Annotated in this window: 20 protein-coding genes; 9 read left to right on the top strand and 11 right to left on the bottom strand. The window is 44.8% G+C overall.

The annotated features are described in order from the left end of the window. Window positions 1-47 precede the first annotated feature (47 nt). Entirely contained in the window at window positions 48-935 is an 888-nt protein-coding gene (locus ACJB0T_RS10715) for a LysR family transcriptional regulator (RefSeq protein WP_479293348.1), read from the bottom strand. A 193-nt stretch (window positions 936-1,128) separates the two neighbouring features. Between ACJB0T_RS10715 and ACJB0T_RS10710 the strand changes: the two genes are divergently transcribed. Then, complete coding sequence (locus tag ACJB0T_RS10710) at window positions 1,129-3,321, top strand: TonB-dependent hemoglobin/transferrin/lactoferrin family receptor (protein WP_479293346.1); 2,193 nt, start codon at window positions 1,129-1,131, stop codon at window positions 3,319-3,321. A 231-nt stretch (window positions 3,322-3,552) separates the two neighbouring features. Here the strand turns inward: ACJB0T_RS10710 and ACJB0T_RS10705 are convergent, their stop codons facing one another. Continuing rightward, window positions 3,553-3,918 carry an NADH:ubiquinone oxidoreductase gene (locus ACJB0T_RS10705; RefSeq protein ID WP_479293344.1) on the bottom strand — a complete coding sequence of 122 codons (366 nt, stop codon included), beginning with the start codon at window positions 3,916-3,918 and terminating at the stop codon, window positions 3,553-3,555. Between the two features lie 503 nt (window positions 3,919-4,421). On the opposite strand from ACJB0T_RS10705, the gene ACJB0T_RS10700 reads away from it, so the two are divergent. From ACJB0T_RS10700 to ACJB0T_RS10690, 3 genes are all read left to right on the top strand, one after another. After that, window positions 4,422-5,654 carry an L-lactate MFS transporter gene (locus ACJB0T_RS10700; protein WP_479293342.1) on the top strand — a complete coding sequence of 411 codons (1,233 nt, stop codon included), beginning with the start codon at window positions 4,422-4,424 and terminating at the stop codon, window positions 5,652-5,654. A gap of 186 nt (window positions 5,655-5,840) precedes the next feature. After that, complete coding sequence (locus ACJB0T_RS10695; RefSeq protein ID WP_479293341.1) at window positions 5,841-8,195, top strand: fatty acid cis/trans isomerase; 2,355 nt, start codon at window positions 5,841-5,843, stop codon at window positions 8,193-8,195. A gap of 51 nt (window positions 8,196-8,246) precedes the next feature. Beyond that, on the top strand, window positions 8,247-8,432 hold the full coding sequence (locus ACJB0T_RS10690) for a hypothetical protein (RefSeq protein WP_042497832.1): 186 nt from the start codon (window positions 8,247-8,249) through the stop codon (window positions 8,430-8,432). A gap of 132 nt (window positions 8,433-8,564) precedes the next feature. Here the strand turns inward: ACJB0T_RS10690 and torS are convergent, their stop codons facing one another. Continuing rightward, complete coding sequence (gene torS / locus ACJB0T_RS10685; protein WP_479293339.1) at window positions 8,565-11,477, bottom strand: TMAO reductase system sensor histidine kinase/response regulator TorS; 2,913 nt, start codon at window positions 11,475-11,477, stop codon at window positions 8,565-8,567. 100 nt (window positions 11,478-11,577) lie between these two features. Here torS and torT point away from each other — a divergent pair, with 100 nt between their 5' ends. Then, entirely contained in the window at window positions 11,578-12,606 is a 1,029-nt protein-coding gene (gene torT / locus ACJB0T_RS10680) for a TMAO reductase system periplasmic protein TorT (RefSeq protein ID WP_479293337.1), read from the top strand. A gap of 170 nt (window positions 12,607-12,776) precedes the next feature. Continuing rightward, a complete protein-coding gene (locus tag ACJB0T_RS10675; protein WP_479293335.1) occupies window positions 12,777-13,232 on the top strand; it encodes a methylglyoxal synthase in 456 nt (151 codons plus the stop codon). Window positions 13,233-13,286: 54 nt separating this feature from the next. Here the strand turns inward: ACJB0T_RS10675 and ACJB0T_RS10670 are convergent, their stop codons facing one another. Beyond that, window positions 13,287-14,174, bottom strand: coding sequence for a LysR family transcriptional regulator (locus ACJB0T_RS10670; RefSeq protein WP_479293333.1), 888 nt, complete (start codon window positions 14,172-14,174; stop codon window positions 13,287-13,289). A gap of 253 nt (window positions 14,175-14,427) precedes the next feature. Between ACJB0T_RS10670 and ACJB0T_RS10665 the strand changes: the two genes are divergently transcribed. Further along, window positions 14,428-14,796 (top strand): MaoP family protein, encoded by a 369-nt coding sequence (locus ACJB0T_RS10665; protein ID WP_479293332.1) that lies wholly within the window; start codon window positions 14,428-14,430, stop codon window positions 14,794-14,796. 206 nt (window positions 14,797-15,002) lie between these two features. Here the strand turns inward: ACJB0T_RS10665 and ACJB0T_RS10660 are convergent, their stop codons facing one another. The 7 genes from ACJB0T_RS10660 to ACJB0T_RS10630 form a co-directional block, all read right to left on the bottom strand. Continuing rightward, window positions 15,003-15,440: a putative ATP-dependent zinc protease gene (locus ACJB0T_RS10660; RefSeq protein ID WP_112462695.1), complete on the bottom strand. Its 438-nt coding sequence runs from the start codon at window positions 15,438-15,440 to the stop codon at window positions 15,003-15,005. Window positions 15,441-15,444: 4 nt separating this feature from the next. Further along, a complete protein-coding gene (locus tag ACJB0T_RS10655) occupies window positions 15,445-16,464 on the bottom strand; it encodes a succinylglutamate desuccinylase/aspartoacylase family protein (RefSeq protein WP_479293329.1) in 1,020 nt (339 codons plus the stop codon). A 2-nt stretch (window positions 16,465-16,466) separates the two neighbouring features. Next, entirely contained in the window at window positions 16,467-17,372 is a 906-nt protein-coding gene (gene rimK / locus ACJB0T_RS10650; RefSeq protein WP_338166361.1) for a 30S ribosomal protein S6--L-glutamate ligase, read from the bottom strand. A gap of 485 nt (window positions 17,373-17,857) precedes the next feature. Then, a complete protein-coding gene (galE, locus tag ACJB0T_RS10645; RefSeq protein ID WP_479293327.1) occupies window positions 17,858-18,871 on the bottom strand; it encodes a UDP-glucose 4-epimerase GalE in 1,014 nt (337 codons plus the stop codon). A 101-nt stretch (window positions 18,872-18,972) separates the two neighbouring features. Next, a complete protein-coding gene (locus ACJB0T_RS10640; RefSeq protein ID WP_479293325.1) occupies window positions 18,973-20,382 on the bottom strand; it encodes an FAD-dependent oxidoreductase in 1,410 nt (469 codons plus the stop codon). A 254-nt stretch (window positions 20,383-20,636) separates the two neighbouring features. Beyond that, window positions 20,637-23,117, bottom strand: a complete 2,481-nt coding sequence (locus ACJB0T_RS10635) for an ABC transporter permease (protein ID WP_479293323.1) — start codon at window positions 23,115-23,117, stop codon at window positions 20,637-20,639. A 3-nt stretch (window positions 23,118-23,120) separates the two neighbouring features. Continuing rightward, window positions 23,121-23,795, bottom strand: a complete 675-nt coding sequence (locus ACJB0T_RS10630; RefSeq protein WP_479293321.1) for an ABC transporter ATP-binding protein — start codon at window positions 23,793-23,795, stop codon at window positions 23,121-23,123. Here ACJB0T_RS10630 and ACJB0T_RS10625 point away from each other — a divergent pair. Continuing rightward, complete coding sequence (locus ACJB0T_RS10625; protein ID WP_479293319.1) at window positions 23,794-24,402, top strand: arylesterase; 609 nt, start codon at window positions 23,794-23,796, stop codon at window positions 24,400-24,402. The two genes, ACJB0T_RS10630 and ACJB0T_RS10625, sit on opposite strands and share 2 nt — an antisense overlap. A gap of 140 nt (window positions 24,403-24,542) precedes the next feature. Continuing rightward, complete coding sequence (fabV, locus tag ACJB0T_RS10620) at window positions 24,543-25,739, top strand: enoyl-ACP reductase FabV (protein ID WP_479293317.1); 1,197 nt, start codon at window positions 24,543-24,545, stop codon at window positions 25,737-25,739. Window positions 25,740-25,855 lie beyond the last annotated feature (116 nt).

Genomic DNA, 25,855 nt, shown 5'->3' with positions numbered 1-25,855 from the left:
TAGGAACGACAACTATTTAGTACAATGATTAGTAGGGGCTATGGCCCCTATTTTAGATTCCATGTCTTTGTCAGGTGTCTGATACACCAAGATTTTGCTTCACCAATATGGTTTCGTTTCCAAGCTAACACCACATCAACACTGCTCACCTCAGTGTCTTTAATTACTTTCAGTCTTCCTTGCTCGATCAGTTTGTCGGCGACTTGTGTTGGCAAAGTTCCAATACCAAGTCCGGATATCAGGGCCCCTACTTTCGAATCTAAGTTAGACACGGTTAGTCGTGGCTGCTTCTCTAAGATATTCACGCTAAGCGCCGGTTGTTCACGAGCGGTATCGGCAATGGCGATGACACGGTACTTACTTCGCGCTTCACTATCAAACTTACCCTGACGTTTATGTACATAGTGCTCCGGTGCTGCAACCCAAGTCATGGACATCTCACCAAGACGTTCGGCTTTCACGCCTTGCGGTAGAACGTCTGGTTGTGGGCAGACAAGCAAGTCACAGCGTCCTTCACTCAATGCCTCCCAGCATCCTGCAAGCACCTCTTCTTCTAGCTTAACGCGTGTTTTGCTGACATTGCCAAGCTTGTCGACCAGTTCAAAAAAGTTGGTCACTGGAATAATGCTGTCATAAGCAATCGTTAAATCGAGTTCCCATCCATTGGCCAACAATCTAGCTTCGTTAATCATGCTTTCGGTCGCCTGCAAGATCACGCGGCCTCTGTCCAATATCAATTTTCCCGCCTCAGTCAATGTCGCCTTGTGGCCAGAACGGTCAAAGATCATGATATCTAAATCTTGCTCAAGCTTTTGCATTTGATAACTCAACGATGACGTCGCTCGGTCAAACTCGGCTGCCGCAGCGGAAAATGAACCTCTCCTCTCGATGGCATCCAATATGGTTAGTGCTTCTAATGTAATCGACACCGACATGTCTGATCCTTGTAGGTACTGGGTAACTTACTGTCAGTGATAACAAAACTTAGAGACTTATACAAGCTGGTTGAATATTGTTCACTCGATCAATTATTTTAATGCTAACAATAGTAATTATCATTTAGATATGTATTATCATTATTGTGCCTTTTAAAGGCATTACTCACATTTATTATTATGGATTAATTTGATGTACCAGTTTCCTTTCAAAAAGCAGCTTATTGCCTCCTCTATTTTGTTGGCATTTGCTCCTCATCTTCATGCAGAGATCGACGCTAAGTCTTACGACGAAGTTGTTGTCGTGTCAGGTTCAAAAACGCCCCAAGCCTATTCAGATGTCTCGACGTCCATTAGCAAAATTTCAAGCGATGAGTTTGAAAAAAACATGGCAAACGACATTAAACAAGCGGTGAAGTATCTACCAGGGGTTGAGGCGGAAGGCAGTGGTCGCTTTGGTCTTTCTGGTTTCAACATTCGTGGTATGAACGGCTCAAGAGTCAAAATCATGGTTGATGGCGTGCAACAACCTGTCGCCTACAACCCGGGCTCTGGAGAACAACGCAAATACCCAAATGCCATTGAAGTCGACACGCTGGCAACGATTGAGGTCAACAAAGGTGCCTCTTCATCGCTATATGGCTCCGATGCTGTGGCGGGTGCTGTCGTAATGAGAACGAAAAACCCAGACGATGTGTTGATCACGGATGGGAATGAGCATCGCTTTGGAGTAAAAACTGGTTATAGCTCTGCAGATGAAAACTTCAAGACCACCGCAACTTGGGCAATGCGCCAAGACAAGTTAGAAACATTGTTAATGTTAACTTACGCAGACGGTTCTGAAACAAAAACTCATGGCAGTGGTGCCGATGTGGTTGGCGACCAACGAGGCGCTGCAAACCCAGCAAGTAAAAAATTAGGGAATGTGTTAGCAAAAGCCTTCTATCAAGTGAACGACGATCATCGCATTGGACTTACAGGCGAGTACTACAACTATACACATCAAGAGGATGAACTCTCCTACTACGGAATAAATATCCCTTCGATGGGCCTCACCTACAATTCCCGAAAGACGTCAGATGAAAACAAGCGCTTCCGAGTTGGGTTTGAGCACCAATGGCAAATCAATAGCGCAATAGCAGATGGTTTAGATTGGTCAATCAACTATCAAGATAGTCGCAGCCTAAATAAAAACTTTGACAACACTAACTGGTACGGTGATCGACTTAGACAGCGTGATGCTCAAGATCGCTCGTGGCAGTTTGATGCGAAACTCAACAAACAATTGGATTTCGATAGGCACTATCACCTACTTACCTATGGTACAAACTATAAAGACAACCGTTTTAAACTTAATAACGATGATTACAAGCAATCCGGCAATACCATCGGGTCAACAGGTGTTCCTGATGCGACTACCACAAACTTTGGCTTGTTTATTGACGATCAGATCTTCTTGCTGAATGAGCGATTAGTGTTGAATGCGGGTCTACGTTACGACAGCTTTAAAACCGCTCCAAAGGAAAGTGATGGTTACAGTAACGAAGTCAGTCCATATCAAGATGATGATTTCTCAGCAAAACTGGGCGCTGTTTACCACTTGAGCCAACAATACAGTGTATTTGGTCAGGTAAGCCAAGGCTTTAAAGCACCAACCGTTCACGATCTCTATTACACCTATAATCAAGGTGCCATTATCGAGGCAAACCCGAACTTAAAATCTGAACGCAGCACATCCTATGAGCTCGGATTCAGAAGCCAATCTCAAAATGCCACTTATGAACTGGTTGGCTTCTACAATCAATACACTGATTTCATCTCTCAAAACGATCTCGGGTCTGATCCGGGTAGCGGTAAAGATGTTTATACAATGGTCAACTTAGATAACGTTGACATTCGTGGCGTTGAGTTCTCAACTAATGTCGCGCTTGATGAATGGCTAGGCGCTCCTCAAGGTATGTATTCTCGCTTCTCTTTGACTTATACAGATGGTGAAGACAAAAAGACTGGCGAACAACTTGATACCATTACACCTGTGCGCTCGGTGTTTGCTCTGGGCTACGACAATGCAGCTAACAATTGGGGTTTGTTAAGCTCTCTGACTATGGCAAGCCGCAAAACAGAATGGCAAGACCAAGACGCAGCAGAAAACGATAAGAATGTCGACGCACCGGGTTACGCTGTTGTAGACCTTACCGCCTACTATCGTCCAATGCAGGATCTTACTTTGCGTGCTGGCTTGTTTAATGCGTTTGACACTAAATACTGGCTACACGATGACTTGAGATCGAAATCGGTAGTACCGGGATCAATGTCTCCGAAAAACTACGATATCTATACTCAACCGGGTCGAAACTGGTCAGTGACGTTAGAATACCTATTCTAATGCCACTATGGTGACAGCATACCGCTGTCACCACTCTAGCAATAACTAGACAACGATTCGTTAATGATTAGTAACGCCGTATAGCAGTAAGGAAAGTATCGGGGTTGGGATAATCAGAATAAAACGTCGTCTACCGAGTTGTAAAAAGTAACACCGAGAACGAAAAAAGCGCTGATTCACTAACGTGAATCAGCGCTTTAAATTTTAAAGGTAACATACCCGACTATATGATTATGCTGCTTGCGCCTTAAGGGTTTTAGGTACTGGCGTAATGCTATCACGGTAGCTAAACCACAAGTAGCTCACGGCGATGATGTAGAACAGATAAGACAATGCAAACACAATGGGTGAGGTAATTAGGTCATTGGAGATACTTAATCCTACGCCTACAACGGTGACGACAAGTTTTGCAATTGTTCCTAATAGCAACAGTCCCATTGCAAATTGTGGGAAACGTGTACTTGCAAATGCAATCATGTAACAAGCACCCACCGCTAGAGAAGCGATTGATAAGCCAAGGAGGTACGAGTGGATGTGGTCAGCGGCTGCGTAACCTGCTCCAAGAGACACACCTAGCAACATTAGAATTTTGGTCATGAACATACGTCACCTCAACAAATAATCAAAAACGGGTTTGAAATATCCATTTTCAATTTTGAAATCTCATTTTGCCTATATTGTGATTCCTTATTGATAACATTTCAAGCTTGCCTTTTGACCATTTTTAGTGCGAATTTCACACATTCATTTCTCGTTACAATTAGACAACAATCGAAAACACAGATCGCCTTGGGTAACAGTATGTTACGTATTTTACTGGTGAGAAAAATTATTCTATAACAATGTATTTACAACTGACTTTTTTTAATACTTGCTAATTTTGTGATCCCACAACCCAAGGCAATAATTCACACGTCAAATTAATATCAAGTTTACACCTTTGTTACATGAATAGGTTAATTGAATTAATTCGGAAAAATCGATTCCAATTGTAGGAATATTGGTTATAATCCGCGCTCCTTTGCGTCATCTGTTGATAAACGCAAACTTAATTTGAGTGTTTAACCCCCGAACGCTGTTCGACATATCAGAGAACAAAAATGAGCAAGATTGATAAAGCTATGCGAATCCTAATTGCAGGATTCTGTATCAACCTTTGTCTTGGCATCCTGTATGCTTGGAGTGTATTTAACAAAGCCCTAGTAAGTGAATGGGGTTGGAGTGCAGCAGACGCGTCATCTCCTTACGCTATCGCGACCATTACTTTTTCTATCTGCCTTCTTGTGGCTGGCGTACTTCAAGACCGTATGGGTCCACGTAACATCCTAATTTTGGGTGCAACGCTAACTGGCCTTGGCATGATTGCTTCTAGCTTTGCTCAATCAGTTATGATGCTTAACATCACGTTCGGTATGATCACTGGTGCGGGTATCGGTTTCGGTTACGCATGTCTCTCTCCTTCTGCAATGAAGTGGTTCCACCCTTCGAAGAAAGGCATGGTTAATGGCCTTATCGCAGCAGGTTTTGGTCTAGCAGCAGTATACCTAGCTCCCCTAACCTCTTCTCTGATTGGTTCTATGGGTATTAGCTCTACATTTATGGTGCTAGGTGTTGGTGTTCTTATCATTGCTGTACCACTAGCGGCAACTATCAATAACCCACCAGCAGGTTATCAACCACAAGAACCAAAAGTAAAAGAAGGTCAAGCACCAGTACAAGTTAAGAAAGCGGCCGACATGAGCTGGAAAGCAATGCTAAAAACGCCTCAGTTCTACTCTCTATGGGTAATGTATGCGTTCGCAGCAGCTGCTGGTCTGATGATCATTGGTAACATCACCAACATTGCAAGCGTTCAAGCTAACCTACCGAACGCAGTTTACTTGGCTTCTCTGCTTGCTATCTTTAACTCTGGTGGTCGTATTGCTGCGGGTATCCTGTCTGATAAGATCGGCGGCGTACGTACACTAATGCTAGCGTTCATCCTTCAGGGTGTGAACATGGTACTGTTCTCAACGTTTACTTCTGAGTTCATGTTGATCATCGGTACTGCAGTTGCAGCCGTTGGCTACGGTACACTACTAGCGGTATTCCCATCACTAACCGCTGAGTACTACGGCCTTAAGAACTACGGTACTAACTACGGTGTGCTTTACACGTCTTGGGGTATCGGCGGCGCGATCGGTGCAGCTATCGTGGGTTACTCAATGACTCATGGTGGTGGTTACAACCTAGCGTACACAATTTCTGCGGTTATGATGGGCGTATGTATCGTACTGTCGCTTGTGACTAAACCGATTACTGAAGCGAAGGCAGCTGAGCTAAAAACAGCTTAATTCCCTCACTTTAAAAGTACCATCGCATTGAAGCCTGACGATTTATCGTCAGGCTTTTTTTGTCTATTCAGAACATTATTGAGGCGCTGTTTTGGATTTATAGTTGGAAAATTATCGAGTTATCAATGAAAATTAACTCTATGCAAAAGGAAAAACTCGCACTATGCGATGCATTGAGAGCACAATATGACAATAAAACGATTTTCACTCACCCTGCTGATCCTGATTTTTTCGGGGTGCGCCACTTACGCAGGGCTCAATTATGACCAGCTATTTGGTAAACCAGAAGTAAGAGAACGTACCGTTCCTGTCTCTTCCCCCGAATCAGACTTCTTCCTCTCCGAAGTAAAACCTATCATCGACAATCGCTGTGTCGTTTGTCACGCATGCTACGACGCCCCTTGTCAGCTGAAACTCTCTTCCGTTGATGGTATTGACCGTGGTTCAAGCAAAGAACTTGTCTATCAAGGTACCCGTTTAACTGCCTCACAGCCTACTCGTTTATTTGAAGATGCTCAGTCTACTGCCGAGTGGCGAAAACTAGGATTCTTTCCAGTGCTCAATGAGCGTGAACAATCTCTGTCTGGCAACTTGGATGCAGGCTTAGTAGCAAGAATGCTGACACAAAAAGCACGTCACCCTTTACCAGAAACAGATCAACTTGAAGGATTTGATTTTTCCATCGATCGTACCCAAGTTTGCCCAACGATTGAAGAATATGATGCCTACGAAGCCGATTACCCTCTCTGGGGAATGCCTTACGGTATGCCTGGCATTACCAACACTGAGTACCAAACGCTGATCTCATGGCTTGGTAATGGCGCGCAAATGAATGCACCACTGCCACTCACAGAGGAAGAGCAAAGCCTCGTCAATGAATATGAAAAGCTGCTCAATCATAATGATTTAAAAAACCAGCTGACGGCAAGGTATATCTATGAGCACCTCTATCTCGCTCACCTCTATTTCTCAGAAGTAGAAACCGAGCGACGCTTTTTTACTATCATTCGTTCTACAACACCGCCTGGTAAGCCTATAGATAGAATCGTGACTCGACGACCTTATGATGCCCCGGGTGTTGACCGTGTCTACTACCGCCTCGTTCCAGTAAGAAGCACAATTGTAGATAAAACCCACATGCCTTTTGCTCTTAACACGCTAAGGCTCGAGTCTTGGTATCAATGGTTCATTAAACCCAGCTATGAGGTGAATACCCTTCCTAGTTACGATATCGCCGTCTCGGCCAACCCAATGACGGCATTTAAAGATCTTCCGGTGAACGCACGCTTCAAGTTCATGCTCGATAATGCTCAGAATACGATTATGGCCTACATTAAGGGGCCTGTGTGTCGCGGTCAGCTAGCTCTGAACGTCATTAATGATCGCTTTTGGGTCTTCTTCCTCGACCCAGACAAAGCAGACTTACCAGAAGTGAATGAGTTTTATCAGCAGCAAGCAGATAACTTGAAGCTGCCAAGTGAGCTAGAAAGCAACACCGTTCCAATTACTAATTGGGTGAAATACGCAAATCAACAAACTCGCTATCTAGAAGCAAAATCTGAGTTCATGAATAAATGGTTTGAAGGTGGCAAACACCTGACTACCGACGTACTGTGGACCGGCAGTGGCGAGAATCCAAATGCAGCGCTGACTGTTTTCCGTCATTTTGATAGTGCATCAGTCGTTCAAGGTATGGTGGGCACGCCGCCTAAGACGGCATGGATCCTTGATTACGCCCTCTTAGAGCGTATCCATTACTTGCTGGTGGCTGGTTTTGACGTCTATGGCAACTTTGGCCATCAGTTAATCACTCGCATGTTCATGGACTTCCTGCGAATGGAAGGTGAAAGTAACTTTTTAGCCTTATTGCCAAATACCGTACGTCACCAAGAGTTCAGTAGTTGGTATCAAGAACAAAGCCCACAATTTAGTGAGTTTTTGCAGCGCAACATCAAACCGTTCAGCCAACCAACTCAAGAGCTTTATTTAACCGAGGACTATAAACAAGAGTTGTATGGTAAATTGCAGAGCAAACTCCAGCCAGTACTTCACGACAGATTCAAAATCGTCAATACCGGTTTGTCTGAGAAAAACGAAGCATTGCTTCGTAGTATCGATGATATAGGAGGAGAAGGACTGCAAACCGTGCCTCAAATCGTCATGGTGATGATTGAAGCCGAGAATGGCAACCAACAACTGTTTACCCTGCTTCATAATAATGCACACATCAACATCTCAAGCCTGTTCTCTGAAGAAAAGAATCGCGATTATAAAAACGATGACCTCACGTTTGTTCGAGGTGTGATCGGTAGTTACCCAGGCGCGTATCTAAGTCTCAAAGAGTCAGAGATCGAAAATTTTGTCGTTGCACTTCGGAGTATCAACGGTGAAGAAGGCTATGTAAAACTGCTCGACAATTATGCAGTTAGACGTAGTTCTCCTGATTTTTGGCAGTTTAGTGACCAAGTTCATGAGTTTTACCAACGCACTCAACCTATCGAATTCGGGCTGTTGGACTATAATCGGTTTGAGAATAGATAGAATTGTTTTGAGAACAGAAAAGTGCTCGCGGGAACTCTTAGGAGGTGTAAGATGAGCATTAGAGATAGCATAGAAGCCATCGAGCAACAGATTTATGTTGCCTGTTCAGACGGTGACTACGAGACCGTCAACATGTTGGAACATCAACTCGAACACTTGAGAGGACTCTCTAACAAAGGGATTGATGAAGATCCCTATGCAGTTGAACACCGAACCTACCTTGATGATGAATGGTGAGGTTAAAACCAGCTGTATAACGAAGAAGGGCCCACATGGGGCCCTTCTTCTTGTTTGGCTTTTTATTACCAACAAGCCTCGCTAATGGTCAAAAAAGTAGCGAAAAACAGCAGCCTGTATATTTATACAGCACTAGCTATTTAGCATACCTCGTAAGCGATTAACGGATTGCTGTCTTGACTGAATTAAAAGCTCTAGGACTGAAAGCAATCGACCAATATGATCATCGGCAGTTTCGATAGCAAGACAAATTTCGAACAGCTGTGTTAAACCTAATGCTGCCGCGCTGCCCTTAAGCTTGTGGGCCAATGCTTTTACCTCATGATCGTCATCCGTTTGAGCTGCCCTTTCAAGCTCTTCAATGACTTGCTGACTAGACTCTATAAAGGCATCGACAATTTTGCTCACTCTGTCATGACCTAATATCGACAAGTCCTCGCGCAGCACTTTATCATCAATGACCAACGATTCTTCCAAACTCTTTAACTCCGTTTGAGAGGGTTGAGTTTCCGATGCCAAGTAGGTCGTTACCTTATTGGCGAGATGCTGCTGTATTGTGTCTCGCAGATCTTCTCTGTCGACAGGTTTCGGAAGGTAACCATCAAACCCGGCTTCTAGGTAAGATTCCACTTCTTCGTTAAACACATGAGCCGATACTGCAATCATGGGGGTCTTTTCACTTATCGCTTTCTGATCTTCTATGTCTCTGAGTGCTTTAAGTAGCTCTATACCACTACAGTCTGGCAAGTTAATGTCCACCAGCGCGATATCAAAGTCGTGTTCAGTAAACATCACTTTGGCATCCGCCCCCGTCTCGGCTGCGATTACGTGGTGCCCCATATTGACAAGAAAACCTTCTGCCACCATGAGATTCACTTCGTTATCTTCAATCAATAGCACGCGACCGTTGACGGTTTCAGTACCACCTATTGGTGAGGTGATCTCTTGCCCTTCTAGTGCGCACTGCTCCAAAGGAATAGCAAACCAAAAGCGACTGCCTTCATCAAGGTAGGAATCTACGTAAATTTCACCGTTCATCGCATGGACTAACTTTTGGCATATCGCTAATCCAAGGCCAGTGCCGCCAATAGTGCTGTGACCGCTTTCGGCTTGAGTAAAGGCCTCAAACAAGCGTAGCTGGTCTTCTGGGCTAATCCCAACACCGGTATCGGAGACCTCAATCATGACGCAGGTTTCATCATCAGGGTCAAGGGATACGTAGATATCCACTTGCCCAGACGAGGTAAATTTAATTGCGTTCCCAACCAAATTGTTGAGCACTTGGCTAAGACGGGTGACGTCACCGCAATAGACACCTGATACGTCACTTTCAATGTGAAAACGGAAATCTAGGCTCTTCTCAAGAGCCTTGCCCAGCATTAACTGATAACAATCTTGCACCATACGATAGAGATCAAATGGCTTATTTCTGATCTCAAGGTGCCCCGCCTCGATCTTCGAGTAGTCCAAGATGTCATTGAGGATCGCAAGCAAGTTCTGACCACTACGGTTGATAACCTGTAAGTAGTTACACTGCTGTGCACTAAGTGACGTATCTTCCATCAAGGCTGCCGTGCCGAGTACTCCGTTCATAGGGGTACGGATCTCATGACTCATGGTCGCAAGAAAGGCAGATTTAGCACGGCTCGCCTGCTCGGCAGCATTACGCGCCTTGGCGTGGTTTAACACTTCTTGATTAAGTTTTTCATTGCTGGTTTGTAACTGCTGTGTTCTCTCGGTGACGATTTGTTCTAACTGATTTCTGTGATTTTCAAGCTCTTTCTTAGCTTTAACTTCGGCCTCTGCCACGACTTTAAGGGCCTGAGCTGTATTGCGAGCAGTGATAATCGCTTGTCCCATATGAGCCAATTCATCATTACCCTTTACACTAACATCAACATTAAGCTGACCTTTCGCTATTGATAGCAATGCATTGGAATATTCAGCTAGTCGTTTTACCACAGACACATACACCACTCGCCAAACAATCAACACCACCACAACGAAGCCAATAATAGAAAGAACGCCCAATGTCCACTGCGCATATTTTAATGTCGCAGATAAATCGGCCACAGCTACCGTTGTCGCCGCATTGGATTGATCGACAAGTTTTGAAATGGTGTCATTCAACTTCGTAAACAGCTCAAGCGTCTCTTGCATCAGGCTTTGCGAGCGTTGACGCTCATTATGTTTCTGCTTAAGCAACGTAAAGATGGTCTTACCTGACGCTAATTCATCGAGAAGCGACGCCATCTGCTCTGAGCGAGTCGGGTCTTCAACACCGGGGACTCGTCTTTGCATAATACTGATGTTGGCCTGATACTGACGCTGCAATTCATCAATACGTCCGGGATCAGACACTGTTCTTGCTTCCTCAATCTGATTCAGCATTTTAAAAGCAAGCAAGTGCAACTCGTGCAATCTCTCTGACAAATCAAGATCGACTTCAACTAAGCTGTCCAAGGCACTAAGCGCTTCCGCTTTCTTTTCTTTTTCCAGCAAACCGTAAATATGAGTCACATTAGCCACAGCGATTGTGCTGGTGTTGAGAACCTGAGTACGCGTGAGCTGCTCTAACTCTTCTGCTTGTACGCGCAACTGAGTCGTCAACTCTAAAATGGATTGATCGATTGTGATGGTTTGCTCGACTGAACTCCCCAACTCTGCAAGACTGTCGATGATTGATTGCACGGTCTGTTCAAGGCTATCAAGCAACTTGGAATCAAAGAAATCAGAGCCGAGCGATTTAATGTGCATGAGCAAAGATTCGAGACGAGAAAACAAGGCACGCCCAGCTTCCTGATGCTGCGGCTTGGTTTTTGCGTTTGAAAGCACTTGTACCGATGCAATGATGCGCGAACTGAGCTCAGACACCTCACGCGCTTCAAGCATTGAAGGAATGGCGGTATCAACCACATTGCGCTCAGTTTTCGCGACAAATGAAAATCCGGACACGCCAATCGCCGTCGATAACAATACGAGCAATGCCATCACTAAAAAGGAGAACAATAACTTACGGCCAATACTGGCTTTTGAGAGCAACATACCCACTCCATTTACACTTAGCGCTTGCCGACGCTCATTGGACTGTATTACGCTATATTTTGCAGTGTAGCAGAGCTAGATACCACTAAACGTTGACGATATGCCTAATAAGACTCACTTTTTTTCGACAATTTGTGCACTAATGATGACCGCGGGCGTCTTACTGAGCAGTAATTCAGCACATGCTACTACTCCTAAAAGTGGCTCGAAGTCAGAAAAAGTCTGTGCCATCTACCCGCACCTCAAAGATTCCTATTGGCTTTCGGTGAACTATGGGATGGTAACAGAAGCAGAAAAGCAAAATATTACACTCAAGGTGTTGGAATCTGGCGGCTATCCGAACATCGACAAACAGCGCTTACAGCTAGGCTCATGTCGTGATTGGGGCGCAGACGCAATTATACTCGGCACTGTCTCACCGACCGCATTCAGCGACGATTTAAGTGACTACACAAAAGAAACGCCCGTGTTTGCGACAGTCAATCACCTCATAGTAGACAAACCGCAACGCAAACATGTGAAAGGGGTTGTTGGCGTCGATTGGTACTGGATGGGACACCGAGTTGGAAATTATCTAGCTCAGCAGCACCCTAAAGGCAGCGGCGTTGTCGATGTGGCTTTTCTTCCCGGCCCTGAATCGAGCGGTGGAACCAAGCCAGTGATTTTGGGGTTTCTTGAAGCGATAAAGGATAGTGATGTCAACGTTGTTGAAACGTTATGGGCAGACAATGACAAGGAGTTACAGCGTAACCTTGTTCAAGAGGTTATTGAAAACTACTCAACGCTCGATTACCTCGTGGGCAGTGCAGTTGCCATTGAAGCCGCCATTAGCGAATTGCGTGCTCAACCGCACCATTCTAACATAAAACTGCTATCGATTTATCTGAGTCATGGGGTCTACCGCGGCTTACTTCGCAATAAGGTAGAGTTTGCACCGACAGACAAAATGGTAGAGCAAGGTCAATTGTCAATCCGCCAGGCCGTGCATTATTTACGTGACGAGCCCTATCAAACCGATCTAGCGCCTAACATTGAAGTGCTTACACCTGATTCCATTGATCAACAAGTCATTGCTGAGTCCTTGTCCCCTAGTGCATTCAGGCCTATTTTTAGTGTCGGAGATCAGTAATTGTCACAGATATCAATGAAGCCATTTGCGAGCCTCTATGTTGATGCGTAGTATCAAGCTAAGCTGAAATCAATAGCTTAAAGCTTAGCTAATCCTAATGCGCTCATATCAGCGAAATGTGTGCATTCGAATTAGCAAATTCAAAAATAGATAACTAGGAAAAGAATTACATGCAGAAAACGATTCGCACAATGCCGGCACACAAGCATATTGCACTAGTAGCTCACGATCATTACAAGCCAGAGCTTCTGCGCTGGGTTCAAGAGAACAAGGAAAAGTTACAAGGTCACTTCCTGTATGCAACTGGCACAACAGGGAACATGCTGAGCAAGGAAACCGGACTAGCAATAAAAAGTATGATTAGCGGTCCAATGGGCGGTGACCAACAAATTGGTGCACTCATCTCTGAGGGTAAGCTTGATATGTTGATATTCTTCTGGGATCCCCTCAATTCCGTTCCTCATGACCCAGATGTCAAAGCGCTTCTGCGTATCGCCAGTGTTTGGAATATTCCTGTTGCGACCAATCGCGCAACGGCTAACTTCCTGTTCGAATCAAATCTGCTTTCACAGGAAGTCGATATCGAAATTCCAGATTACGAAGCGTATTTGGCTGAGCGCACTTAGCCTCTACACGCCATTCTGATAAAAGAAAAGCCTCATTAAATGAGGCTTTTTACGCTACTCTGCACTCTCACCCGCTTGCTGTACGACAAACGAGGTCGTCGGCTCAACCTTATTAATGAGTGCCTCTACCTGAAGAATTGCATCTAGAGACGTGCTGTTCTTACGGTAACTGATATACAGTGGACGAGACCATTCATCAGCACCGTCAACTCTAAACAGCTGCTCAGACTCAATAAAAGGCTCAACAAGCGATGCTGGAAGGTATGCACAACCTCCCTTTTCCAAAACAAAATCTAGTGCAATACGGCCTGTTGAGGTGCGCAGATAAGGGGCTGGGATACTCGGATGTCGATCAGCATGTTCAAATGCGAACTGTGTACCCCAATCTACATAAACATATTTGTTATTGAACGCTGACTCAATGCTACTTGGCTCAGTGGAAACGAGCACCAATGGCAGCTCGGCAATTTGATGACTTTTGAACTCTTCAACCTTAAAGGGATCAAAAGAGAACGCCACATCGAGCGTACGTTCGAGTAGCTTACGGTTTAATTGTTCGCGACTGAGAGATTCTGCAACAAAGCCATAACCCGTTAAAGAATCCGTTACGACACTTAAACCATTTTGTAGATACGCATCCCAAATATTTGGTGTGCCGCCTAATGTAAGTTGCAGCGCTTTATTGCTCTCTAGTGATAAGTCAAACGTCGCTTGCTTAAGCGTAGAAACCATCACCTCTGCATAACCTACCAGCCTTTGTCCAGCTGAGGTCAATTGAATATTGTTGCGATGTCGGGTAAACAACCGCGTATCAAAGTATTCTTCAAGCTGCTTGATACGTGCACTTACCGCCGCCTGCGTGATGTAGAGGTTTTCGGATGCGCGACCAAAGTGTTTCTCCTTAGCGACTTCAAGGAAGGTTTGGAATACTTTTACGTCCATAGTGTGACTCTTAAGATATTTCTAATAGATTGAGCTAACGTTCTGGTTAGCCACGTATTCTTACACAATTAAGCTTAGTTAAGCATAAAGAAAATTTGTGCATTCGACAAAAACAATTCGTTTTCTTTATTGTTCATTTCCAACTATTTTCAGCATCGAACCAACACGGGATTCTAAGGCTTCTCGGCGTCTTTGTATGGCAAAAAGCCCCCTGAATTACCTTGCTTTACTACCTATTTGCTTTGAGGTCTCTATGACTGAAACTCAATTTCGCCACGGCAAGAAACGTTTTTATGATGCAGTAAAGTTCCCACGCGGATTCGCGAAATCGGGTGACTTTACACTGATTGAAGAAGACATCTTGGTGACTTACGGAGAAACCATGTTAGCGCTTGAACACGGTGACATTACTCCGGAAAACGCCGAAGAAAAACACTTCACAAAAGTGATCGTTAACCCTAGCAAAGCGAAATCCAAACTGGAACACACCTGGCTTAAATACGTACGCTTGGCGCGCGGAAGACGAGCTTTCCATACGTTGAACAGTAAATCTAAGTTTACCGAAACTTCGAAAGACTACGATTACGATATGGAAAACGACGACGTTTTAGAGCCGGCATAAGTGTTGTGATCTTTCCTCCTAAACGCAAAAGTAGAGCCTAGTGCTCTGCTTTTTTTTTGTCTCCACAATCGATCCCCTCTTTGCCTCTTTTACCCCATTTCTCTATACTACATATCAATGACAGAAACTGTCAGTCACTCACACCAAAGCCCAAACAAAAACAAAGCCGCCCGTAGGCGGCTAGTAAAGCTGTCTTGTCTGATTGATTAGTCAATCAGAAACGCTCGGCTTGGGTCAACGTATACTTTGTCTATCATAGCTTCACGCCCCAACAGCATCATATAAGACATGTCTTGGCGATTACTTAGCGTGATCTCAATTGGCCACTCTCTGTCACCAAGTCTGAACAAGGTTTGGATCACGCAGCGCTGCTCTGAGTCACCGTTAGATGATTTGATACGTCTAGAGTCGTAAATTAACGATTCACAGTGTACGATTTCATCCAAGTGGTAGATATCTGGATGCAAGTCATATTGAACGTATAGACGACCGTCTCGTTTCACACGCTGTAAGTTGTCAACGTGAAGCGAAGAGGTTTTTGCACCCGTATCAATGCGTACTTCTAAATCAAAAATACCCAACTCAGGAAGGCTACAAACTTCCAAGTTGCCAATGATCATTCTGTCGTTATATGTGTTTGGCATAGTGTTACATGCTCGGTTCTACTGGAACAATCGACTCTTGCATGATTTCGATATGTTCAAATACCTCTTCTGCGTTATCTCCAAAATACGCAATGTGATACATAGCTTCCCCTTCTTGAACGAGAGGAATGTTTTGCTTGCCGATAATGATACCGGTGCGATTAGACGTAACCTGACCGATGTTGTTACCTAGCGGGCCATTAATGTCGGCTAGGATCTCTCCTTTCTCGACCATTGAGCCTAACTGAACGTATTCTTTAACGAATCCACTCGCGTCAGCGCGAGTCCAGTCACTGCGGTTGGCAATAAATGGTTCTGTTTTTGACTTAGAGACACGTTTGCGAATCATACCGAGTGCTTTCAATACCCGCAGAACGCCTTTAACGCCGGTCTGGATTGATAGCTCGTCAAATCGTAGTGCTTCTCCTGCCTCAAACAGAAGTACGCGCGCACCATTGTTAACAGCCGCTTCACGTAAAGAGCCATCTCGAATGTTGGCATTAAGCAAAACTGGCACTGCAAACGCCTCTGCGAGACGTTTTGTTTCTTCATCTTCCAAGTTTGCGCGAATTTGAGGCAAGTTAGAACGATGGATAGCGCCGGTATGCAGGTCGATACCATAGTCACAATGAGAAACAATACTCTCTAGAAAAGTATGCGCTAGACGTCCTGCAAGCGATCCTTTCTTTGAGCCAGGAAAACAACGGTTTAGATCTCGACGGTCCGGCATATAGCGACTCTGGTTTAATACGCCGTACACGTTGACCATAGGCACGTAAATCAAAGTACCGCACTGCAGTTTCAAGTTTTCCGCAATTAGGCGACTAATAATCTCTATGCCATTTAACTCATCCCCGTGGACAGCGGCGCTCACAAACACCACTGGTCCTTCTTTCTTTGCTCGTATGACTTGGACTGGGATACTTACTTCCGCGTCCGTGTATAATTTCGCAACTGGGATATCGATTTCTTTACGCTCACCAGGGCGTATTTCTACGCCCGCTATGACAAGCTCTTTAGCCATTTTTAACCACGTCCTTTCGTTTTATTGTTGTTTGGCTTGGCATTTTTCTCGATAAATTCGTAAATAAGGCCCGCCACATCTTTACTTGTCGCGTTCTCAATTCCCTCTAGGCCCGGTGATGAGTTTACTTCCATAACCACTGGACCATTTTTCGACTGAAGGATATCAACCCCGCACAAGTTCAACCCCATCGCCTTGGCCGCCGCTACTGCTGTCGCACGCTCTTCTTTAGTGAGCTTGACTAGCTGTGCCGTACCACCACGATGCAGATTTGAACGGAATTCACCTTCGGCAGCCTGTCGCTTCATTGCAGCGATCACTTTTCCACCGACAACAAAACAACGAATATCAGCCCCGTTAGCTTCTTCGATAAACTCTTGAACCAAAATGTTGGCTTTTAGACCCATGAAAGCTTCGATAACACTTTCTGCTGCTTTTTGTGTCTCTGCGAGTACCACACCAATGCCCTGAGTACCCTCAAGTAGCTTGATAACAAGTGGCGCGCCGCCAACGTTTTTAATCAAATCTGGAATGTCGTCTGGTTTGCTTGCAAAACCAGTGCGAGGTAGACCGATACCTTTACGTGATAGCAACTGTAATGAACGCAGTTTGTCACGTGAACGGCTAATCGCTACTGACTCGTTAACACAGAAAGTGCCCATCATTTCAAACTGACGAACCACAGCGGTTCCGTAGAAAGTAATGGATGAACCAATTCGTGGAATCACCGCATCGTATTGAGGCAACTCCTCACCCATGTAACGGACTTTAGAGTTACTACTTGTAATATCCATATAGCAATGCAGGGTATCTATGATATCCACTTGATGTCCCCTCGCTTCCCCTGCTTCTTTTAGGCGACGAGTTGAGTACAAGTTTTCGTTGCGAGATAGAATCGCAATGCGCATGGCAGTATCCTCTTTTAGGTATTTGTTTTATGAGTGTGAAACGGCGGTTACGAACGACCGGAAAGAGCGTGCACCTTAAGAGATTAGCAATTAAAAATAAAACGATTGTTTTTAGTCGTGACGATAAGGAAAGTTTGTTGTTGAATACGCAAATTTCACGCATAAAAAAACCGACTTTCGTCGGTTTTTGTTAATACTTTCATTCAGTTAAAAGATTTGTAAATAAAATGTATGAATGAAGGTTATTTTGCAGCCATTTCTTTCTTAACCATTACAACCGCAGCTACAACGAAAGTAATGATGAGTGCTAACTCCATGGAGTCCCCTTTGTGGTTTAAGACTAATTTCACTGGTTAAATTAAGTACTAAAACCATTTTAGCAAATATTCAACAATATGATATTTTTTATTCAATAAATAAGGCGACTTGGATCAAAAAAGGCGCTTTTAGCGCCTTTTGTTAAGTTTATGCAACAAATATCTAGATTACTCTGGATAACCAGTCGGATTCTGCGACTGCCAACGCCATCCGTCTGCTGTCATATCTGATAAGGTTCGTATCGCCTTCCAACCAAGCTCTTTGTTCGCCTTGCTAGGATCGGCCCAACATTCAGCGATATCACCAGGACGACGTTCAACGACTTTGTAAGGAACTGGTTTTCCAGAAGCTTCTTCAAACGCTTTAACCATTTGAAGTACGCTGCTGCCATTACCTGTTCCCAAGTTGTATATAGATAACGCTTCTTTGCCATTCAACGTCTTCAGAGCGGCGATGTGACCATCAGCCAGATCCATAACATGAATATAATCGCGAACACCGGTGCCATCTGGTGTTGGGTAATCGTCGCCAAAGACCGATAGACATTCTCGGCGGCCCACAGCAACTTGAGAAACAAATGGCATTAGGTTATTTGGGATCCCTTGAGGATCTTCACCCATCTCACCTGAAGGATGAGAGCCTACCGGGTTAAAGTAACGCAGCAAAGTAATGGTCCAATCTGGGTTGGCCTTATGGAAATCGGTTAGACATTCTTCAACCATGAGTTTACTACGACCATAAGGGTTGGTAGCGCTAGTTGGGAATGATTCTGTAATTGGCACTGAAGCCGGATCGCCATATACCGTTGCAGAAGAACTGAACACAATATGCTTAACGCCCGCTTCACGCATAGCGTCAGCAAGAACTAAGGTTCCATTAACGTTATTATCATAGTATTCAAGAGGCTTTTCAACTGACTCGCCTACCGCTTTCAAGCCGGCAAAGTGAATAACCGAGTCGATCTTGTACGTGGTCATCACATCAACCAGAGCTTGCTTATCTCGAACATCACCTTTAACAAAAACTGGTCGAGTCTTGGTGATTTTCTCAATGCGATCAATCACTGCTGACTTTGCGTTGTAAAGATTATCAAAGATAATTGGGGTCATACCCGCTTCAATAAGCTGCACACACGTGTGACTTCCAATGTAGCCTGCGCCACCTGTTACTAGTACGTTCATCTTGCATTCCTTGTATTTCTCTACTGCGATTATATGCAATCGATATGGATTTGCGAGCCTTTATTTTACCTCTTCTTTATAAAACAGAGGATTAGCGAAGCTCAGTAGGCTATTGCGAGAGATTCTGGATAGCCACGATCACGTGCGATTCGTTTTGCTACCGACTCAACATCCGATGGCTTCAACTCAATATCACGGCACATATCCATTTTCTGATCCACAAACCATCGATTCATTATCTTTTGTGCCGCCAGTAAAGCCGACGACGCTTTAACTATTTCTAGTCGCGCATAACGCTGGCCGTCAAAGCTAACATCTGCTGAGCGAAGACTAGGCTCTGAACCCGGTATTTGCTGAGCCCCATACAAAGGCTTCCCAGCTGGTTTCGCTGTCGTGAACTCTGGCACGTATTGGGCCAAGTGTAGAATAGCGCTTTTTGAACGCTCTGTTTGTACCTGTTGCGGCCAGCCTTTATCGATTTTATCAACCAGATGCTGAGGAAGCTGAGGCTGTGATGTCCTTGCGCCCGACTGTACTAATCCATTGTCGAACAGAGTAATCGCTTTAGTCATGCCGTGCAGCTGAAAGTAGCCACCAGGATAAGGCGTTAATTGCGCCATCCCTTGAGGCGTACCTCGTTTGCCGTGGAAAATGACTTCAGGCCATTTTTCATGCTGGTGCTCATCCCACTTGGTAACGTAAGCAGCTTTAAACTCCACTAGTCTTTGACGCGGTTTGTCAAGTTGATCGTCAATGATGCCGGTACGAAATCCGCATGCATTGATGACAAAGTCGAACGACTCTGTTTGCCCACATGCCAGTTCTAAGGAATATTGGCTGTCTCGGTCTAGTATCTGCTTAATCTCAACACCGGTACGGACGTGTAAGTTAGCCGTTTTCTGAGCCCATAGATCAACAGAAGACGCCACACGGAACAGACTCAGTCCATATTCTTGAACCACATACACTGGGTACTTAAGCTTTTCTAAGTCAGTGTGTTTCGCAAAAGGAATTAACCACTCTTCAATGGTTTTCGGTGCTTTAGGAGAAGGAAGTTCGGACAATGCATCTAACGCGTCGCGATGGAACTCATAGAAATAGTCTTCAGGTTTCCCTAAAACTTGGTTGTTGCCATCCAGATCAACTAACTCTCTATAAGCATTACGAAGCACATTTAATCGAGGAAGCAAGGCGTCAGGCTCACCATCATCGCCATGTGGAACTGCGATTACCGTTGGGCGCACATTAATAACTGATGGAAAGAAGCGGACGAACTCGATCGACTGTTTTAAGAGTTCAAGACAATGCTGCTCGGAGATTTCTCGATATAGATTGCCGCCAGCGTGCAAGTGACAAATTGGTGGTCCACTTACCAAATGCTTGTTTTTTTCAAAGATAGTCACGTCGACGCCTTGTTGTGCAAGGTACAAGGCTACCGTAGACCCTGCTACGCCGCCACCAATGATAGCGACTCGCTGACTGCTCTGCATCTTTACGAATTCTTGACTCATTTCTTATAGATTGACGTGATGAAGATGCGACATTTTAGCCGCATCGAGGTATAAAAAAAATCCCATTTTTTGTGATGTTTTCGCTTGACAGTTAATCGGTGAATAAGTTTTCTGACAGCCAAATGACAATCAGATTACCCGCCATCACCGACCAATCAAAGGCTAACGATTTTTATCACTTAGGATACTCTTGAGTTATCCAAAAGTTTATCCACCGTTTTTGTGGATAACTTAACAAAAACGGTGGCTAACTATTAGGCGAACTGCTTCTGTGAGGCAGTAAGCATCTGTCTTATCAATGAAAAAAGTACCAGTGCTAATGTCGCGAAAGCGATTGCGGGAACCATTATCCACGTGGATAAATGCCAGTTCCACGGTAAATCGAAACCTATCGTCATAATCGAACCAACCACTATTTCTGCGCCAAATGTGGCAACAATACCAGCGGTAATCGCCATGATCCCATATTCGGCCCAAATGGTTCGAACGATCCTTTTTCGGCTTGCTCCTAAGGTTCTATATAGACGAATTTCAGCTTGGCGCTGAGACAGGCTCAACCTGAGTAAGGTAAAGATTAACAGCACTCCTGAAAGTACTCCTAATGCCGCTAATACAGTTATCGACCACACTATCTGACTGAGTAGACCTTGTATCTTCTCTCCCATCAAACGTATGTCCACCAAACTGACCGTTGGATGGTTACGTGATAAGGTGGCTATCAAATCATTGTCCTTATCTTCAAGTCGAAAGCTCACCAACCATGCACTTGGTATATTCGCTAACACATCTGGAGTAAAGATGAAGTAAAAATTGGGCTTCATGTCTCTCCATTCAACAAATCGAACAGAGTTGATCACTGCCCTTACCTCTTGGCCATTAATGGTAAAGCCAAGCTCATCACCAATCTTGAGACCAAGGTTTTCAGCCACCTCTTTTTCTACTGAGACGCCACCTGTCGGCGTCCATTGACCAGAAAGCACATCATTGTAGTCAGGAAGCGTATCGGCGTAGGTAAAATTGAGTTCTCGACTTAGCGCATCTTCCTCATCAATACCCTTTTTCTGTCTAGTTTGTGCATCTTCGCCATTGATGAACGTCAAGCGCCCTCGAGAGATCGGAAACGCTTGTGAGCGGTCAATGTTGTTACCATCTAGAGCACTCAGGTAAGCCTCTTTTTCGTAATCGGCGATATTAAGTGCAAACGCGTTTGGCGCATCAGCTGGAAGCGTTCTCTGCCAATCACTTAGTAGATCATTTCTCACCAACCAAATGGTTGTAAGCAGCATCAGCGAAAGACCTAATGCCCCATACTGCAGTCCCGTATGACGTTTACTGCGGTTAATACGGCTAACGGCGAGTTTCATCGAAATTGGCAAAGATAGACGACTTAAGAGCAGCGTAAACAGCACACTAATGGCGGCAAGAACAACAAACAGACCAACAATGCCTGCAAGTACAATCCACACCAGGTTATTGTCGCGATAGGCAATGAGTAGAGGTATAACCGGGACCAAAACGAGTAAGTAAATCCATCCTCCACGCTTCTCATCAGCACTTTGCAACACTTCTACTGAAGACACCGAAATCAGCTTATACAGTGGGATACCCAGAGCGGGAACGCCGATGAGCATGCTAGATACGATAGCGATGACGGCCGGTTTAAAACCATAAGTAGGAAGCGGGTCTGGCAGTAGATCCGTAAGAGGTACGCGAAGAAGCGTTTCTAAACCCATCCCTAGTAGCAGCCCAGCAACAACCGACATACTCACAAGCAGCAAGGTTTGGATTGAAAGCCAACGTACTAACCAATGTTTACTAGCACCAAGGCTTTTGAGCATGGCGACCGTTTGTCTTCTACTTTGCACGTAATTTTGACAGGTAAGAACAAGTGTCGTCGCTGCCATAATAATGATAATTGCAACAGTGAGAGACAGATATTGCGTTGTCCTGTCGAAGATATCATTGGTTCGACTACCTGAAGATTGGTCACGCCATCGGTCACTTGGGGTGAGTTCGATTTGCTGCTTGAGTGCGTCAATATTTGACTCATCACCAACTAAATATGCGCGAAACTGCACACGACTACCAAGCTGAACAGCACCGGTTTCATCCACAGAGCTCTGGTGAATATAAGCAGTTGGCATTTGCTGAAACGGATTAAAGCTAATACCAGGCTCTTCTAAAATAACGCCACTCACAGCAAGTTCAGTATCACCAATAGTGACAACGTCACCATTGGAAACGTTCAACTGCTCGGCTATTCGGCTATCCAGCCACAATTCCCCTTCTTTGACCTGGTCTTGTGTACCTTGTTCAGATCCTAAAGTTAATGTCCCACGAAGTGGGAACTTTGAATCCACGGCTTTTACCGTTATCAACTGCATGCCGCTATCACTAAACGACATCGTTGCGAAGCGTGTATACCAAGAAGTTTCCAGCCCTGAATCTTGGATAAATTGAGTGTTTTCCTGTGTGATCGGGTTCGCTGAAATGTAGATGGAATCAGCAGTTAGCGCATCTTTCCCCTGTTTGACAATGACCTGTTCCATTCGCTCTGCGAGTGCCGCTAAGCCAAAAATGCAGGCGATAATCAGGGTCAAGGAAATAGCGATAGGCCAAAGTTGCCCTTGCCTAATTTCGTCAAAACTCCATTTCACAAGGCGATTGTTTAACTTCGCACTACTGCTTTTGTGCTCGGAACTGATTTTTGTAGAACTCGTTTGCTGTTGTGACATCCGCTACTCCTGTTCAAGCCGACCCGCATTCATGTGAAAAATGCGATCGCAACGTTTAGCTAGCGATAGATCGTGAGTAACGAGTACGAGCGTTGTGCCATGTTGCTGGTTGAGATCAAACAATAGCTCGACAATTTTATGAGCCGTATTCTGATCTAAATTCCCTGTTGGTTCGTCTGCAAAGAGTATCTTAGGACTAGTCATAAAGGCACGCGCAATAGCGACGCGTTGCTGCTCACCACCAGAAAGCTGCGATGGTAAGTGGTCGATACGGTGTCCAAGCCCGACCGACTCGAGAAGTTGACGTGCTTTTTCTTCGTCCTCTTGCTCGCCTTTTAAAAGGCAGGGCAAAGTCACGTTGCCAAGTGCGGATAAACTTGGGATTAATAGAAAACTCTGAAATACAAAACCGAGGTGCTCACTACGAATACTGGCTCTGTCTTCATCACTCATTTGAGAAATGGGATTAGAAAGTAGTTGGATATTGCCTTTGCTTGGCACGTCTAAGCCAGCCAATAGCGTCATTAGCGTGGATTTTCCTGCCCCAGACGTTCCAACGATAGCAATGGACTCTCCTTCTTGAATCGACAGATTCACATCCTCGAGGATTGTTAAATGCTCCGTTTTCGTAGACACTACTTTGGACACTGATTCAGCTTTGATTATGGAAGAACTCATGATTCGGCAACTTTCCTCTTTGATTATTATTTTTGTTTCCTTGGCCTCTTTTCACGCAAAGGCGACGTCTATTCTTATTCTCGGCGACAGTCTAAGCGCTGGCTACAACATGTCAGCAGACCTCAGTTGGCCAACAATGCTCTCTGAGCACCTATCTGACGATGATACCGAGTACAACATCATCAATGGCAGCGTGTCAGGCGACACCACGGGCAACGGTCTTGCAAAACTGCCCGGCTTGCTGAGCGAACACCAACCCGACTATGTGCTTATTGAGCTCGGTGCGAATGATGGACTGCGTGGCTTCCAGCCGCCTATCATTGAGCGCAATCTATCTACATTAATTACTCAAAGCCAAGAAGCCGGCGCTAACGTATTTTTAATGCAAATTCGTGTACCGCCTAACTATGGTAAGCGATACAGCACCATGTTCGAGAACATCTACCCAAAACTGGCCTCAGAGCACAACATTCCACTCATACCTTTCTTCCTTGAAGAAGTTATCGTCAAGCCAGAATGGATGATGCAAGACGGTTTGCACCCTAAGCCTGATGCTCAACCATTCATCGCACAATTTGTGGCTGAAGCACTAAAGCCGCACCTTTAAATGGCTAATTGGCGATTTTAGCAACATTGTTGCTGAGTAAATACGCTCAGAATCGCCAATTTGATGCCCTAGCTCAATATAATTTACAACACTTTACGCTATCTTGAGTTTTTATCATCGTCTTAGATAGGTTGTATACAGTGATAGTTGAACCAGTTATCAGCGGTGTTGTCGCAAAGACCTCTCACCCACAAGGGTGCAAAAAGGCAGTCGATGACCAAATCGCTTACGTTAAATCGGCTAGCCCGATCAAAAAAGGCCCCAAACGCGTGCTTATTTTGGGCGCATCATCAGGGTTTGGCTTAGCGGCCCGCATTGCCCTCACATTTGGTGGTGCAGACGCTGATACCATTGGTGTTTCTTTTGAGCGAGGCCCCTCTGATAAAGGATTGGGAACTGCTGGTTGGTACAACAACATCTACTTCAAACAACGTGCCCAACAAGCAGGCCGACGCGCCATCAATATCGTTGGTGATGCGTTCTCTCAAGATGTTCGTGAACAAGTTATTGAAGCCATAGAAACTTACTTTGAAGGTGAAGTTGACCTCGTTATCTATAGTCTAGCTACAGGCGTAAGACCAAAAGCAGACGGTGAATTCTGGCGCTCCGCTATCAAACCGATTGGTGAAGCAGTTTCAGGCTCAATCATTAACCTTGAAACACAAGAGTGGGAGGATACTCTGCTAGAACCCGCGTCAGATGAAGAAATTGAAGGCACTTTAAAAGTCATGGGTGGTGAAGATTGGGAAAGCTGGATTGACACCCTAGTCAACTCTGATTCCGTCGCTAACGGCTTCAAAACCGTCGCTTTTTCCTATGTTGGCCCTGAGATCACTCACCCGATCTATCTTGACGGTACGTTAGGTCGTGCCAAGGTCGATTTACATCAAACAAGTCATGCGCTCAATCTTGAGCTATCTAACTTTGATGGCAATGCCTATGCTGCGGTATGTAAAGCACTCGTCACTAAAGCCAGTGTGTTCATCCCAGGTTTGTCACCATACCTACTTGCTCTGTACAAAACCATGAAAGAGCAAGGTATGCACGAGGAATGTATTGAGCAAATGCAACGTTTGTTTGCAACCAAGCTCTACGGTCAAGACAAGGTTCCTCTGGATGGTGAGCGTTTGATTCGCATGGACGACTGGGAGCTCAAACCCGAAGTTCAAGATAAGGTTCAGCAACGTCTATCTGAAATGAATCAAGACAACTTCAAGCAAATTGGCGATTTCGAAGGCTTCCAACGCTCGTTCTTAAACTTAAATGGTTTTGGATTTGATGACATTGATTACAGCCAACCGCAAGATGTTGAAGCGTTAAAACGTCTAAAGCCATAAAATCATTCGGCGAAAGATAACCATTTCTTTCGCCGTTATTTCTTTACAGAAGCCATCACTTCTCAACTTTGAGAATACGTTGAATAATCATCTCGTTTGATCAAACTCTGCTAGAT

This window comes from Vibrio sp. CB1-5, assembly GCF_059412285.1.
The sequence above is the reverse complement of the archived record's forward strand: the minus strand, read 5'-3'. Positions and strand labels throughout refer to the sequence as shown.